Consider the following 15,800-nt stretch of genomic DNA (forward strand, 5'->3'; position numbering starts at 1 on the left):
GCGGCGTAGCCTCTCGGCTCGTTTCACGAAGCTTCCCCAGGGCGCAGTCAATGACTACGACCTCGTTCTCGGGGTTTGCGCCGCTTGATCCGTTTCCCGTTGCCGGTACCGGTCTCAGCGACTCGGATTACCGACTTTACCAGGCGCGGTGACACTCTTCAAATCGCTGTTCGGCGGCTTGAGGACTGTTGCTCGCTGCGGCGCGATATGAAAGTTACACACGTGCGATGCGCGGGTCAAATCGGCTGGTCAGAGACCTTTCTTCACTCGCCGAAACGCGCACCGGCGAAGGTCTTCTTCCCCCGCCTCAGCACCAGCCAGCGCCCGTGCAGCAGATCCTCGTCGCCCGGCGTCCAGCCGTCGTCGTCGATCTTGGTGTTGTTGACGTACGCACCGCCCTCGCCGATCGTCCGCCGGGCCGCTTTGTTGGACTCCGCCAGACCGCTGTCGACGAGGAGTTCCACGATCGTCGGACGCGTGCCCGGCGGGTAGTCGGCCACCGACGTCTCCCCCAGCGCCGCCGCCACCGTGGGCTCGTCGAGGCCGGCGAGTTCGGCACGGCCGAACAGGGCAGCGCTCGCCTGCTGCACCGCCTCGGTCTGCGCCTCACCGTGGATCATCGTCGTCATCTCGGCGGCGAGGCGCTTCTGCGCCAGCCGCAGGTGCGGCTTCTCCCGCGTCACCGCCTCGAGTTCGGCGATCTCCTCCTTGCCCAGGAAGGTGAACCACTTGAGGTAGCGGATGACGTCGGCGTCGGCGGTGTTCACGAAGTACTGGTACCAGGCGTAGGGCGGGGTGAGCTCCGGATCGAGCCACAGGCTCCCGCCGCCGGTGGACTTGCCGAACTTCTTTCCGTCCGACGACGTCACCAAGGGCACCGTCAGCGCGTGCAACGATGTGCCGTCGAGACGGCGAGCCAGGTCGACACCCCCGATGATGTTGCCCCACTGATCGGAACCGCCGATCTGCAGTGTGCACCCGTGGCGGCGGTTGAGCTCGACGAAGTCGTTGGACTGCAGCAGCAGATAGCTGAACTCGGTGTAGCTGATGCCGTCGCTCTCCAGGCGACGCTTCACAGTTTCACGGGCCAGCATCACGTTCACGGAGAAGTGCTTGCCGATGTCGCGGAGGAAGTCCAGGGCGGTCAGCTCGCCGGTCCACTCCATGTTGTTGACGACGATCGCCGCCTCCGGCGTGGAGTCCATCCGCACGAACCGGCGCAATTGATCGCCGATGCGATCGGCCCACTGCGCGACGGTGTCCTGGGTGTTCATCGTCCGCTCACCGACGTCGCGCGGGTCGCCGATGAGGCCGGTGGCCCCGCCGGCCAAGACGACGGGGCGATGCCCCGCCTCCTGGAATCGGCGCAGCGTCAGCAGCGGGACGAGGTGTCCGGCATGCAGGCTCGCCGCTGTGGGATCGAAGCCCGCGTAGAGGGTCACCGATCCGGCGGCGAGGTGTTCACGCAGCTCGTCGAGGTCGGTCGACGCCGCGATCAGGCCCCGCCACTGCAGCTCGTCGACGATGTCGGTCTTGGTCACCGGGATGCTCCGCCGGTGATCGACGCATGCTCGGCGTCGTCGACGGCACGTGCCTCACTGGCGAGCATCACCGGGATCCCGTCGGCGTCGATGCGGTACGCCACGCGCAGCCGCGGATTGTACAACTCGTCGCCGGCATCGAGCAGCGGCCCGTGGTCGGTCGGGCAGACGAGCCGTTCGCGGACGACCGGATCGATTTCAGCAGCGCGGGACATGATGGCCTTTCTCGCAGACCGGCTATGGGACGCCAGCCACTCTATCGAGTGTGCGGTCGCCTACGCCCACCCGCGCTCGGCCGCCACCGTCTTCGTGTAGCGGCGGTAGCGGCCGTCGTCATCGCGGTACCAGACGCGGGCCCCCGGCTTCGGCACCCCTTCGGCCGCCATGGCAGCGGTCAGTACGCGGTAGGACTCGCTCACCTCGATGCGGTCCACCAGCCGGATCAGATGGGGCCGTTCCTCCGCGGGCAACCCGCCCAGCGCGGCCCGCAGCGTCGAGACCGTGATCGAACCTTCGCTGCCTTCCCGCGCGGTGATCGCCGCGACAGCCAGTTCGTCGCCGCCGGCGTCCAGTCCCCCGCCCACCTGCACTCGATATACGCCGACCAGGTCGACACCGCGGGCCAGCGAGAGCGCCTGCTCGATCGGCGGCCGGTACACCGGACCGTCCTTGGATTCGATGACCGACGGAATCGCGCCCATGTACCAGAGGTCGCCGTCGGCGTCGGTCCGGAACAGGTGGTTGGAAACCTCCCACCGATCGTGGGGGGTGAAGACGTCGCGCAACACCGGCCCGTTCGTCGCGAATCGGTGCCGGGCGCCCGAGAGCAGCACACCGACCTCGTCGACTCCTGCTTCCTCGATGAACCCGTCGTTGCCGACGCGCAGCGTGTCGCTCTCGGCGTCGACGGCGGCGATCTTCACCGCCGAGGTCTCGGGCAGCGGCCGGCCCATCGCACCGAGTTTTGCGCCGGACACGTTGGACAGAATGGCCGACCCGTCGGCGGTGGCGAAGAACTCCAGGACGTGCGCGCGGGGAAAGGATTCGAGTACCTCGGACCACAGCCCGGCGGGCATACCGGAGCCCATGAACAGGCGGATCGGGTTGTGCTGGTTGATCTCGAAGCCCGGCGCCCGGACGACCTCCCGCATCATCGTCCACGTGTAGGAGACCACCGTGATGCCGTAGCGGTGGACCTCGGTGCTGAACGTCTCGTGGTCGACCCCGTTGGACAGCGCGATGCGCGAGCGCCCGACCAGGGTCGCGCCGAGGGTCGTCAGCAGGCCCGACGGGTGACTCAGCGGCGGCAGGCAGTAGACCGTGTCGTTGCTGGAGAGGCCGGCTGCCGACGCCGCGCCGAACGCCGCGAGCGCGAAGCGGTGGTTGGTCACCGGCCAGGGCACCATCTCAAAGGTGGCGCCGCGGGTGAACAGAATGAAGGCGAGGTCGCCCGCCAGCCCCGGATCGGGTCGGTACCAGCTGGGCAGCTCGACGGCGTCGGGATCGATCTGCTCCATGTCGACGACGGTTTCGCCGTCGGCCGCGTCGATCGCCCTGGTGTCGCCGCCGCCGAGGACCAGCACTCGGTTCGAGTGCTCCCGCGCGACGTCGAGGTGGTTCGGGTCGGTGATCACGACGCGCGCTTCGGTCAGCTTGATGCCTTCGGCGATGCCCAGGTCGGTCGTCAGCAGCACGCCGACGGCCCCCAGCCGCGACAGGGCGGCGACGACGACCAGCGCACTGGGCCGGGTATCCATCAGCACGCCGACGCGCTGTCCGGGTCGCACCCCGCAGGAGATCAGACCGGCCACCACGTTGTCGATGCGGGTGTTGACCTGTTCATGGGTCAGGACCCGGTTCTCGAACAGGAACAGTTCCTTGTGCCGGGCGCGCCGGTTGTTCTCCGACATCAGCTTGCCCAGTGAGATCCGGGTGCTCGGCTGGATCTGGCCGAGGCGGAACAGGCGCGGAACCGTGCGCACCGACTCGGCGGCGATCGCCCGCGACGTGCGCTGTACCGAGACCGCCGAATCGACGATTTCGCGGCCGGCGGCCACACCGGCGTCGGCGACCGCGTTCAGGCCGTGCTGCACCCGCGAGGTCAGGGTCACCCCGGAGCCGGGCCCGGCCGGCGCGTCGTGCATGGGTTCGATCTCGTCGGGCTTGCCGCCGAGGCCGGCGCGCCACCGGATCCACTCGGCCGTCGTCGGCCACGTGTGGGCACCCGATACCGACCCGACGACCAGTCCGAAGTGGCCGACCGGCAACCGCGATTCGAACACCTCGGCCTTGGGGGCGGCGCGCAGGATGCCGCGCACGGCCGCCGGCTGCCCGATGTCGTCGGCCGTACCGACGAACGCCAGGACCGGGCAGGTGATCTCGGCGAGCGTCACCAGGTCGCCCTTGATCACGAACCCGCCCGACATCATGCGGTTGTGCGAGACGAATTGACGCAGCAACTCGGCCACCGCCGGCCCCGACCACGCGACCCATCCCTCGGCCTCGAGGAAGCGCCGCTGGTCCTCGCGCGGCAGCAGCGCGTCGCGATCGTGCAGCTGGCGCAGGAAGTCCAGGCGGCTGCGCGCGGTCTTGACCGGATCGAGCAGCTGGAAACCGGTGCGCGCCAGCCAGCCGGGAATCGAGATGTGCGGAAAGACCTTGTCGGCCAGCAACTCCGCTCCCGGCGCGACGAGACCGGCGGGCAGGCCCAGCGGCAGCGCGGCGAGCACGTCGACCGGAGAGCCGAAGGTGATGACACTGGCGATCCCCTCGGATCGGCGGAACGCCGCGCACTGGTAGACGAACATCCCGCCCTGGGAGTAGCCGGCGAGGTGCACGTCACCCCCGGTGCTTTCGCGCACGATGTCGACGATGCGCGACAGGGCGACGATGTGATCGGCGAGGGTGCGTTCCATGCCGCCCTCTTCGCGGTCCGGCGAACCGAAGTCCACAACCCAGGGCGTGATGCCGTGGCTGTGCAGGACCGATACCGCGCCCTTCTCCTCGGTCACGTCGTAGATGTTCGCCGACACCATCATCGGGTGGACGAGGATGACATGCGGTCCGGTGCCCGGGTCGTCGGGGAAGTAGCGGCGCAGCCGGAACATCCTCTCGGTCTCGACGACCTGGTAGGGCGCGGGCTGCGTTCCCGTCTCCAGCCCGCCGAAGCGAAGGACCTCAAGCCCGTTCTGCGCGGTCGCCAGAACCCGGTTGACGGCTCCGCCAATCCCCTTCGGCAGCTCCACCATCACTCTCCTGTAAGTGTCGTCAATGTTGGTGTCGATCGTGATCCAGGTCACTCTACCGCTGGGGTGATCGCCTATCGCCAGCGGTGCCGGTGGGCCTCAAGTCCGGCCCGCGCATCGTCGAGCTGTCTGGCGACCGCCGAGGACGCGGTGCCGCCGTGGGCGTCGCGCGACTCGATCGATCCGCGCACGGTGAGGACTTCGCGAACCTCACCGGTGAGCGCCGGGTCGATGGCGGCGAACGTCGCGTCGTCGAGTTCGGCGAGTCCGGTTCCGGCTTCTTCCGCCGCGCGCACGCAGGCACCCGCGGCCTCGTGCGCGACGCGGAACGGAACGCCGCGGCGGACCAGCCATTCGGCGATATCGGTGGCAAGGGTGAAACCCGCCGGGGCCAGCTCCGCCATCCGGTCGGCGTGAAAGGTGAGTGTCCCCACCATTCCCGCGATCGCGGGCAGCAGCATCTCCAGCTGAGCCACCGAGTCGAAGACCGGCTCCTTGTCCTCCTGCAGGTCACGGTTGTAGGCGAGGGGCTGCGCCTTGAGGGTTGCGAGCAACCCGGTGACGTTGCCGATGAGCCGGCCGCTCTTGCCGCGAGTCAGCTCGGCGACGTCGGGGTTCTTCTTCTGCGGCATGATCGAGCTGCCGGTCGACCACGCGTCGGCGAGCGTCACGTAGCCGAACTCGGGCGTGCTCCAGGCGATGACCTCTTCGGCCAGCCGCGACAGGTCGACGGCGATCATCGCGAAGACCCAGGCCGCCTCCGCGGCGAAGTCCCGCGACGAGGTGGCGTCGATCGAATTGGCCATCGGCCCGTCGAATCCGAGGTCGGCCGCGATGGCCGCCGGATCGAGCCCCAGCGAGGATCCGGCGAGGGCGCCGGACCCGTACGGCGACACCGCGGTGCGCCGGTCGGCATCGGCGAGGCGTTCCAGGTCGCGCAGAAGCGGGTGCACATGGGCCAGCAACTGGTGGCTCAGCAACACCGGCTGCGCGGCCTGCAGGTGGGTCTTGCCCGGCATCACCACATCGGGGTGGGCCGCCGCCTGGTCGGTCAGGGCCTGGGCGACGTCGAGAACGCCGGCGGCGACTCGGCCGAAGGCGGCCCGCAGCCACATCCGGAACAGCGTGGCCACCTGGTCGTTGCGCGAGCGCCCGGCGCGCAGCCGACCGCCCAGCTCCGCGCCGACCCGCTCGATCAGGCCGCGTTCGAGCGCGCCGTGCACGTCTTCGTCGGAGTCGGCGGGCCCGAAAGTGCCGTCGGCGACGTCGGCGGCCAGCCGGTCGAGTCCGGCGAGCATCGCGTCGAGGTCCTCACCGGTGAGCAGCCCGGCCCGTGCGAGCACCCGCGCGTGCGCCTTGGAGGCTTCGATGTCGAACGGGGCCAGCACCCAGTCGAACTGGGTGGATTTGCTGAGTGCCGCCATGGCAGCGGCCGGCCCGTCGGCGAACCGGCCGCCCCACAGGGCGCCGGTATTGGTCGCCGTGTCCTTGTCCGAACTCACCGTGTTCTCCCTCGTTCGCCTCGCGGGTGCCCAGTCGACTACAGACCGAGGTCCCGCTTGGCCGCGATCTTCGACGACAAGCCGTGCAACTGGACGAAGCCCTTGGCGTTGGACTGGTCGAAGGTGTCGCCCTCGTCGTAGGTCGCCAGGTTGAAGTCGTACAGCGACTCCGCGGAGCGACGACCGTTAACGATGATCGAGCCGGCGTGCAGGACCAGGCGGATATCGCCGGACACGTGCTCTTGGGTGTGGTCGACGAAGGTGTCCAGCGCACCCTTGAGCGGCGAGTACCAGAGGCCGTCGTACACCAGCTCGGCCCACTTCTGGTCGACGTGGCGCTTGTAGCGGCCCAGTTCGCGCTCCAGCGTCACGTGCTCGAGTTCCTCGTGCGCCGTGATCAGCACCATCGCGCCCGGCGCCTCGTAGATCTCGCGGCTCTTGATGCCGACGAGGCGGTCCTCGACGACGTCGAGCCGGCCGACGCCCTGCGCACCGGCGCGCCGGTTGAGTTCCTCGATGGCCTGCAGGACCGACACCGGCTTGCCGTCGATGGCCGTCGGGCGGCCCTTGTCGAAGGTGAGGATGAGCTCGTCGGGAGCGTTGAAGTTGACCGTCGGGTCCTCGGTGTAGTCGTAGACGTCCTTGGTCGGCGCGTTCCACAGGTCTTCGAGGAACCCGGTCTCCACGGCGCGCCCCCACACGTTCTGGTCGATGGAGAACGGCGAACGCTTGGTGACGTTGATCGGAATCGCGTTCTCCTCGGCGAAGGCGATCGCCTTCTCCCGGGTCCACGCGTAGTCGCGCACCGGGGCCAGCACCTCCAGCTCGGGCGCGAGCGTGTTGAATCCGACCTCGAAGCGCACCTGGTCGTTGCCCTTGCCGGTGCAGCCGTGCGCGACGACGGTGCCGCCGTGGTCGCGCGCCGCGGTCACGAGGTGCTTGACGATCAGCGGCCGGCTGATCGCCGACACCAGCGGGTAGCGGTCCATGTAGAGCGCGTTCGCGCTGATGGTGGGCAGGCAGTACTCGTCGGCGAACTCGTCGCGGGCGTCGACCACCACCGCCTCGACGGCGCCGCAGTCGATGGCGCGCTGACGCACCACCTCCATGTCCTCGCCGCCCTGGCCCAGGTCGATCGCGACCGCGACGACCTCCTTACCGGTTTCCTTGCCGATCCAGCTGATCGCCACGGAGGTGTCGAGACCTCCGGAATATGCCAGGATGACGCGCTCGGCCATGGGATTTTGCTCCTCGTCGCATTTCGTTGACCGGCGGACGACACGCTGTGGGCGTCGGCCCGGTCGGTTTTCTCGGGTTCTATTGTGCTGCCTGGTCGGCAGCGGTGGTCCAGTGGGGTTCTACACCAGATTCTCCAGGTGTTGTGCCAGCTCAGCGCCGGTCATCGGCTCACGGGCGAGTACGAAGATGGTGTCGTCGCCGGCGATCGTGCCGGCCACCTGTGGCAGGCTGGCCCGGTCCAGGGCGCTGGCGAGGTATCCGGCCGCGCCGGGTGGCGTGCGCAGGACGGCGAGCGGTCCGGACGCGTCGGTGTCCACCAGCATTTCGCCGAGCAGGCGGGCCAGACGGTCGGTTCCGCCGACGACGCCTCGCACCGGCGAACCGTCCTCGGGCACGACGTAGGCCGACGGCCCGCCGTCGGCACCGCGCAGCTTGACCGCACCCAGTTCCTCTAGATCGCGCGACAGCGTCGCCTGCGTGACGTCGACGCCCTCGTCGGCGAGCAACGCGGCCAACTCGGTCTGCGATCCGACAGCGCGGTTCGAGAGGATCTCGACGATGCGCGCGTGCCGGCCCGCCCGCGTCGTGGTGCGCGCGTCGGAACTCCGGGACCGATCGTTCACGGGCTCGGCGCTCATTGGTTCGCCAGCAGCCAGACGAGCAGCGCCTTCTGCGCGTGCAACCGGTTCTCCGCCTCGTCGAAGACGACGCTGGCCGGGCCGTCCATCACTTCGTCGGTGATCTCGTCGCCGCGGTGTGCGGGCAGGCAGTGCAGCACGATCGCACCGTCGGCGGCGCGGGCGAGCAACGCGTCGTTGATCTGGTACGGGCGGAACGGCGCGGTGCGGTCCTTCCCGTCGTCCTCCTGCCCCATCGACACCCACGTATCGGTGACCAGCACATCCGCGCCGGTCACGGCCTCGACCGGATCGCCGATCACCGCGACGGAACCGCCGGTGAGTTCCGCGCGCTCGGCGGTCGCGGTGATCACCGCCTCGTCGGGGGTGAAACCGTCGGGGCCGCTGACGCGCACGTGCATGCCCGCGGTCACTCCCCCGAGCATCAGCGAATGCGCCATGTTGTTCGCGCCGTCCCCGAGATACGTCATCGTCAGACCGGCCGCGCGGCCCTTGTGCTCGATGATCGTCTGGAGATCGGCGAGCACCTGACACGGATGGAAGCTGTCCGACAGCGCGTTGACGACCGGCACCGACGAGAATTCCGCCAGTTCGTCGAGACGCTCTTGGCCGAACGTCCGCCACACGATCGCGTCGACGAACCGAGAAAGCACGCGCGCGGTGTCGGCGAGTGTCTCGTCGCGGCCCATTTGCGTCGAGCCGGTTTCGACGACGACGGCGTGCCCGCCCAGTTGGGCGATGCCGACGTCGAAGGAGAACCGCGTGCGCGTCGAGTTCTTGTCGAAGAGCACCGCGACTCCGCGCGGTCCGGCGAGCGGGCGCCGGGCGAACGGATCCGCCTTGAGTTCGGCCGCTAGCGCGAGCACCTGCGCCTGCTCGTCGGGGCTGAGGTCGTCGTCGCGCAGAAAGTGGCGAGTCATGATTCTCCTTCCTTTGCGGCGTCGAGAATCCCCGGCAGCGCCTCGACGAACGTCTGCGCCTGGGCGTCGGTGAGGATCAGCGGCGGGGCGAGGCGCAACACGTCGGTGTCGGGGGCGTTGATCAGGAATCCGGCGGCGCGGGCGGCGGCCTCGGTCTGCTTGGCGATGTCGGCGCGCAGCACGACGCCTAGCAGGAGGCCCGCACCACGGACGTGGTCGATCAGCGGGTGCCCGAGCGCCTCGATTCCGGAAGCCAATGTCTTGCCCACGGCCGCGGTGTGGTCGACCAGGCCGTCCCGGTCGATCGTCGCCAGCACCGCCAGCGCCGCGGCGACGCTCATCGGGTTCCCGCCGAACGTCGTGCCGTGCAGTCCCGGCTTGAACAGATCCGCCGCGCGAGGCCCGGCGAGCACCGCCCCGATCGGGAACCCCCCGCCGAGCCCTTTGGCCAGGGTCATCACGTCGGGTACGACGCCGGCCGCCTGGTGGGCGAAGAACACACCGGTCCGGGCAATGCCCGTCTGCACTTCGTCGAAGACGAGCAGCGCACCGCGCTCGGCGGTGATCCGCCGAGCGTGCGCGAGGTAGTCGGCCGGGGGGACGATGACGCCGCTCTCCCCCAGGATCGGCTCCAGGATCACCGCCGCCGTGTTCTCGCCGACGGCCGCGTCGAGCGCTTCGGCGTCGCCGTAGGGGACGAAGCGGACGCCGGGCGGCATCGGGTCGAAGGGGGCGCGCTTGGCCGGTTGGCCGGTCATCGCGAGCGCACCCATGGTCCGGCCGTGGAATGCTTTCTCGGCCGCGACGATCTCACCGCGTCCGGTCAGCCGGGCGAGTTTGAACGCTGCCTCGTTGGCCTCGGTGCCCGAGTTGCAGAAGAAGGCGCGCGCCCCGTCGACGCCGAACTTGTCGAGCAGCTTCTCGGCCAATTCGACCGCCGGCGGTGCGATGTACAGGTTCGATACGTGGCCCAGCGTCGCCATCTGCTCGGTGACGGCGGCGGCGATGGCCGGGTGGCCGTGGCCGAGCGCGTTCACCGCGATGCCGCCGAGCAGGTCGAGGTATTCGCGGCCGTCGGCATCGGTGACCGTCGCGCCCTCGCCCCTGGTCAAGGCCACCGCGGGAGTGCCGTAGTTGTTCATCATCGACGACGACCACCGCTCCTGCCAGGCGGCGGTGCTGTCCGTTTGCGCGGTCATCAGGACTCCTCGGTGATAGTCGACCGGTCGTCGACGGTCGTGCCCAGCGACTCGTCGTCGCCGGGGGTCAGCAGGCGGGCCAGCACGGAATGCGGTTCACGGCCGTCGATGACGTGCGCCGCGGCCACCCCGCCCCGCACCGCACGCAGGCAGGCCTCCATCTTCGGGATCATCCCCGAGTCCAGCGACGGCAACAGCTGCTCCAAGGCGGCCGCGCCGATATGCGAGGTCAGCGAGGACCGGTCGGGCCAGTCCGTGTACAGCCCGGGCACGTCGGTGAGCATCACGAGGCGCGCCGCGCCGAGGGCCTCCGCCAGTGCGCCGGCCGCGGTATCGGCGTTGATGTTGTGGGCGACGCCGTCGCGGTCGGGTGCGATGGTGGACACGACGGGGATCCGTCCGGCGCCGATCAGGTCGTCGACCGCCGACGTGTTCACCGAGGTGATGTCGCCGACGAGTCCGATGTCGGTCTCCTCGCCGTCGACCACGACGGTCCGCCGGGTGGCGGTGAACAGGTGCGCGTCCTCGCCGGTGATGCCGACCGCGTAGGGGCCGTGGGAGTTGATCAGCCCGACCAGCTCGCGGCCGACCTGGCCGAAGAGCACCATGCGGACGATGTCCATCACCTCCGGCGTGGTCACCCGGAAGCCGCCCCGGAACTCGCCTTCGAGCCCGACGCGCGACAGCATGGCCGAGATCTGCGGGCCGCCGCCGTGGACGACGACGGGATGGATGCCGCAAGCCCGCAGCAGGACCATGTCATCGGCGAAAGCCGACTTCAGGTTCTCGTCGACCATGGCGTTGCCGCCGTACTTCACGACGACGACCGCGCCGTGCAGCTCCTGCAGCGCGGGCAGCGATTCGGCGAGGAGCCGGGCCCGTTCGAATGCGGCGCTCATGACGAGTACGCCGAGTTCTCTTCGACGTACGCATGCGAGAGATCCGTGGTGCGGATCGATGCCGCGCCGTCGCCGAGTCCGAGGTCGACGACGAGGTGGATGTCCTCGCCGGAGAGGTCGACTTCGCGCGCGCCGGGCACCCCCACGCCGTCGCGGCAGACTTCGCTGCCGTTGAAGGAGACCGCGATCTTGTCCGGATCCAGGTCGATCGGCGCGATGCCGATCGCCGCCATGATGCGCCCCCAGTTGGGGTCGGAGCCGAAGAGCGCCGTCTTCACCAGCGAGTCCCGGGCCACGGTCCGGGCGCCGACGAGGGCCTGTTCTTCACTGGTCGCGCCGACGACCTCGACGATCACCCGCTTGGTGACGCCCTCCGCGTCGGCCATCAGCTGCGCTGCCAGATCGTCGCAGGCCGCGAACACGGCGGCGTCGAGATCCTCCTGGTCGACGACGATCTGACTCGCGCCCGACGACAACAGCAAGACGGTGTCATTGGTCGAGGTGGCGCCATCGACGTCGAGGCGGTCGAACGTGCGCGCCGTCGCCCGCCGCAACGCGAGGTCCAATTGGTCGGCGCTCACCAGGGCATCGGTCGTCAGGACCACGAGCATGGTCGCGAGCGCGGGGGCGAGCATGCCGGCGCCCTTGGCCATCCCGCCGACGTTCCAGCCGTCCCGATGGTGCACCGCGGCCTGCTTCGGCACGGTGTCGGTCGTCATGATCGCGTAGGCGGCGTCAGTGCCGCCGGAAAGCCCGCCGGCCATCTCGTGGACGATCTCGGTGACACCCGGCAACAGCTTGTCCATCGGGAGCCGGTCACCGATGAGCCCGGTCGAGCACACCGCGACCTCGATCGCGCCGGTCTCCGTGCCCCAGTTCGACAGTGCCTCCGCCACGGCTTCGGCCGTCCGGTGCGTGTCGGCGAAGCCCTCCGGTCCGGTGCAGGCGTTGGCGCCGCCGGAGTTCAGAATGACGGCCCGCAGCCGCCGACTCTCCAGCACCTTCTCGCTCCACAGGACGGGCGCGGCCTTCACCTTGTTGGCCGTGAACACGCCGGCGGCGGCGTATTCGGGGCCCTCGTTGAACACGAGGGCGAGATCGAAGTTCCCGTTCGCCTTGATCCCGGCGGGAATCCCGGCGGCCCGGAATCCGAGTGGCGCGGTCACGCCCTGCGTGCGCAGCAGCCGGTGCACCGCTTCGTGGTCGTTCGTCGATGCGGTCACGGTGCCACTCCCACGGTCGTCAGCCCCTCGGTCTCGGCGAATCCGAGGGCGAGGTTCATCGACTGCACGGCAGCTCCCCCGGTGCCCTTGGTCAGGTTGTCAACCGCCCCCACCGCGACGAGGGTGCCCGCCCGGTCGTCGACCGAGACGGAGATCTGGACGGCGTTCGATCCGATCACCGACGAGGTCGCCGGCAGCTGGCCCTCGGGCAGCAGGTGGACGAAGGGTTCGTCGGCATAGGCCTTCTCGTATGCCGAGCGGATTTCCGACTCGCTGGCGGCGGTGCGCGCGGTACAGGTGGCGAGGATCCCCCGCGACATGGGCGCGAGGACCGGGGTGAACGAGACCGAGACCGGCGAATCCGCCGCCTCCGACAACGCCTGGGTGATCTCCGGGGTGTGCCGGTGGGCACCGCCGACGCCGTATGCCCGGGCCGATCCGATGACTTCGGACGCGAGGAGGTCCACCTTCAGCGACCGGCCGGCGCCGGACGACCCGCTGACCGCGACGACCGTGACATGCGGGTCGACGAGGCCGTTGGTCAGCGCGGGCAGCAGCGAGAGGATGGACACCGTCGGGTAGCAGCCGGGGACGGCGATCCGGCTCGCCGACTCGAGCTTCTCCCGGTTGCCGGGAAGTTCCGGCAAGCCGTAAGGCCAGGTCCCCGCGTGCTCGCCGCCGTAGTAGGTCTCCCATTCGTGGGCGTCGGTGAGCCGGAAGTCGGCCCCGCAGTCGATGATCAGCGTCGTCGGCGGCAGCGCGTCGGCGATCGTGGCCGACGTGCCGTGCGGCAGGCCGAGGAAGACGACGTCGTGTCCGGCGAGAACCTCGGGGGTCGTCTCCTGGAGAACGCGCTGCGCCAGGGGAAGCAGGTTGGGGTGGTGAACGCCGAGCGGTGAGCCGGCGTTTCCGCCCGCGGTGAGCGCACCGATGGTCACCTCCCCCGACTGGACGCGGGGATGCCCGAGCAGCAGGCGCAGGATCTCGCCGCCCGCGTACCCGGAGGCACCGGCGACGGCCACGGAAATCGTCATAGAATTATTATGCACTACGGCGCAAGTCTATTCTTAACCCGGTTCCCCGGGCGGTCGTCGCGCACCACGCGGCGCGGTCCGCCGCCGCAGGCGTCGACCAGAATCTGCAAGACGTGCGAGATTCCCGGCGTCGCGACCACCCATCCGGCGATCGCCCACGCCAGATTCAGGTGGACGAGGACGGCACCGAGCGCCCTGATGCCGTCCAATCGGAGGCCGTCGGCTCTCTCATACCGCATTCGCCATAGTTCGCCTGTCGCGTCGGCACGGTAGTTCTCGGCATCTTCGACCAGCAACCCGACGGGATTCCGCTTGACGATCCATGCGGCCAGCTCGCTGCACGGGTCGCAGCCGCGGGCGAGATAGGCCCGTGCGGGTTCGGCGCTCGCGATCGGGCGCCATCGCGGCACCCAGGCGCGCACGCTCTTGCGGTAGTCCGACCACTGCGCTCCGAATCGGACGGCGAGCGCATCGTTCTCGACCCAGGCGGCCAGACCCGCCGAGAACGACGCGACCACGGCCGCCGCGACGAGCAGGATCGGCATGGACAGCACGACGGCGATCGCCACGACCAGCACCGTTCCGGCGAGCTGCATCGGGTTCGCCACGTACGCGTAGGGTCCCGCGGCGACCAGTCGGGTCGGCGGATCCCACGGCCACGGCGTGCCGCCCGCACGGTAGAACTCCACCACGGCGGCCAATGCGACGATGGCGACGACGCCGGCTAGTTGAATGGTCACGGCATCCAGGAACCCGCCGACGCTCGGATCCCACCCCGTCATGCGATCCACGAGTGGCCCGTGCTCCGCCGCGGCACGAGCGAGGACGGGGACGGCTACGAACAGCACCGCGGTGAACAGGACGACTTGCAACGCGACGCGTACCGGCAGGTGCTTTCGCCGCACCGTCAAGTCGGCGAGGACCACGCCGGGGACCAGACAGGCGGCGACGGCCACCGCTTCGCCCCACCACCAGTCGCCGCGCAATCCGACGACGGGTTCGAGTGCCGGCATGGCGTAGAGGTCCAGCAGGACCAGCCCCACGACGAGGTAGGCGATCGGAATCCACTTGGCGGCCAGCACCGGGATGACTGACCACAGGAGTGCCCACGCGACGAGCAGGTCGATCGGGACGCCGACGATCGCCGGGCCCGGATCGCCGAATCCCCACCAGCCCACGGCGAGCGCCGCCGCGTTCACCGCCGTCAGTCCGACCAGGTTCCACAGCAGGGCGAGCGTCGCCGCACCGCGGCGCACCGGGTCGGTCACCGCGATCCACAAGCCACCGGCGACGACGGTCGGCACCAAGAGGAGCAGCGGCCGCAGCGCTTCGGCGTCGATCTCGGGCATCAGTCCGTGTGGCCGTGCTGGTGGGGCATCCCGGCGCCGTCGATGTCGACCGCACGAATCAGATAGTCGGCGGTCCGCGTCGTGACGATCCGCTCGATCGGCCCGAAGTACCAGGCCGGTGAGAGCAAGCGCGTGTAGTGCAGTTGCCAGCGGATCTCGCTGCGGTCGCGATCCACCGCTCGCCAGCTGACGTCGATGCGCTCCCATCGCAGCCACGACGCAATCGGGGTGGTGTCGCCGACGGGGACGAAGGTGACCGAATCGGGGGTCACGTTCTCCACGCGCAGGACCAGCGCCGACGCCGCAGTCCCCCAGTGGTGCTGGGCCGTGGGACCGCTGCGGTGGTGTGCGCCGTCGAACTCGATGGTGCGCGTTGCGCCGACCGTCAGCCCGCCACTGTCGCGCAGGGGCGTCGGGAACCCGATCGCGAGGATCCCGGTGCGCCGCACATCGAGCTTCAGCGGCCGAGCGAGCGCGGCCGCGACCTCCGAAGACGGCAGGTCGACGATGCGCGTCGCCGTCGAGGCCTCATCGGCCCGCGAGGTCAGCATCGGCATCGTCCCCTCCAGCGCCATCAGCAGGAGAAGTGCGGGAACGACGAGGGCGAACGCCGTCGGCCGATCGTCGCCACCGCGCCGACGCACATTGTCGAAGCCGGCCGCGGCGAGGTAGACGAACAGGTAGAAGATCGGCGCCGCCATCAGCACACAGCACGCGCCTTCGCCGAGCACCGGTATCGACAGCAGCAACAGAATGGTCGTGACCTTCATGGCGGTGCCGGTGGCCCGCTCGGAGGGCGCGGTCAGGACGAGGATCACGGCGAGAACCACCGGTATCCCGACGTACAGCGCCGCCGACTGGTGCAGCCCGTTGTCCTTCAGCGCGTGGTAGATCAGGAATCCGGTGCCAAACGCGAGAAGGAATCCCACCGCCAGCCACTGCGGACCGGACGGCCGATACGGCTTGTTCTCCGGAATCTCCCCCGATGGCGGCGGCGTGCTCGTCATCGGA

General features: G+C 69.5%; 13 protein-coding genes. All 13 read right to left on the reverse strand.

Going from position 1 to position 15,800, the window contains the following annotated elements:
- Positions 1-263 precede the first annotated feature (263 nt).
- Positions 264-1,541 carry a tyrosine--tRNA ligase gene (tyrS, locus tag GOARA_RS13115; protein ID WP_007322877.1) on the reverse strand — a complete coding sequence of 426 codons (1,278 nt, stop codon included), beginning with the start codon at positions 1,539-1,541 and terminating at the stop codon, positions 264-266.
- A complete protein-coding gene (locus GOARA_RS13120; protein ID WP_040523239.1) occupies positions 1,538-1,759 on the reverse strand; it encodes a Trm112 family protein in 222 nt (73 codons plus the stop codon). The genes tyrS and GOARA_RS13120 overlap by 4 nt, the downstream gene beginning before the upstream one ends.
- A 57-nt stretch (positions 1,760-1,816) precedes the next feature.
- A complete protein-coding gene (locus tag GOARA_RS13125; protein WP_040523241.1) occupies positions 1,817-4,789 on the reverse strand; it encodes an AMP-binding protein in 2,973 nt (990 codons plus the stop codon).
- Positions 4,790-4,860: 71 nt separating this feature from the next.
- Positions 4,861-6,288 (reverse strand): argininosuccinate lyase, encoded by a 1,428-nt coding sequence (gene argH / locus GOARA_RS13130; RefSeq protein WP_007322880.1) that lies wholly within the window; start codon positions 6,286-6,288, stop codon positions 4,861-4,863.
- Between the two features lie 38 nt (positions 6,289-6,326).
- Positions 6,327-7,526 (reverse strand): argininosuccinate synthase, encoded by a 1,200-nt coding sequence (locus GOARA_RS13135; protein WP_007322881.1) that lies wholly within the window; start codon positions 7,524-7,526, stop codon positions 6,327-6,329.
- A gap of 120 nt (positions 7,527-7,646) precedes the next feature.
- Entirely contained in the window at positions 7,647-8,150 is a 504-nt protein-coding gene (locus tag GOARA_RS13140) for an arginine repressor (RefSeq protein WP_007322882.1), read from the reverse strand.
- An 11-nt stretch (positions 8,151-8,161) separates the two neighbouring features.
- On the reverse strand, positions 8,162-9,085 hold the full coding sequence (gene argF, locus GOARA_RS13145; protein ID WP_007322883.1) for an ornithine carbamoyltransferase: 924 nt from the start codon (positions 9,083-9,085) through the stop codon (positions 8,162-8,164).
- The gene (locus GOARA_RS13150) at positions 9,082-10,284 is read right to left on the reverse strand and encodes an acetylornithine transaminase (protein ID WP_007322884.1); all 1,203 of its coding nucleotides are present in this window, start codon (positions 10,282-10,284) and stop codon (positions 9,082-9,084) included. Before GOARA_RS13150 ends, argF begins: the two co-directional genes overlap by 4 nt.
- Positions 10,284-11,183: an acetylglutamate kinase gene (gene argB / locus GOARA_RS13155; RefSeq protein ID WP_007322885.1), complete on the reverse strand. Its 900-nt coding sequence runs from the start codon at positions 11,181-11,183 to the stop codon at positions 10,284-10,286. Before argB ends, GOARA_RS13150 begins: the two co-directional genes overlap by 1 nt.
- Positions 11,180-12,376: a bifunctional glutamate N-acetyltransferase/amino-acid acetyltransferase ArgJ gene (argJ, locus tag GOARA_RS13160; protein ID WP_040523315.1), complete on the reverse strand. Its 1,197-nt coding sequence runs from the start codon at positions 12,374-12,376 to the stop codon at positions 11,180-11,182. Before argJ ends, argB begins: the two co-directional genes overlap by 4 nt.
- A gap of 26 nt (positions 12,377-12,402) precedes the next feature.
- Positions 12,403-13,440, reverse strand: coding sequence for an N-acetyl-gamma-glutamyl-phosphate reductase (argC, locus tag GOARA_RS13165; RefSeq protein WP_007322887.1), 1,038 nt, complete (start codon positions 13,438-13,440; stop codon positions 12,403-12,405).
- Between the two features lie 14 nt (positions 13,441-13,454).
- On the reverse strand, positions 13,455-14,789 hold the full coding sequence (locus GOARA_RS13170; protein ID WP_007322888.1) for a methyltransferase family protein: 1,335 nt from the start codon (positions 14,787-14,789) through the stop codon (positions 13,455-13,457).
- On the reverse strand, positions 14,789-15,796 hold the full coding sequence (locus tag GOARA_RS13175) for a hypothetical protein (RefSeq protein ID WP_007322889.1): 1,008 nt from the start codon (positions 15,794-15,796) through the stop codon (positions 14,789-14,791). Before GOARA_RS13175 ends, GOARA_RS13170 begins: the two co-directional genes overlap by 1 nt.
- Between the last annotated feature and the right edge of the window lie 4 nt (positions 15,797-15,800).

The sequence above is a fragment of the Gordonia araii NBRC 100433 genome, assembly GCF_000241265.1.
Classification (GTDB): domain Bacteria; phylum Actinomycetota; class Actinomycetes; order Mycobacteriales; family Mycobacteriaceae; genus Gordonia; species Gordonia araii.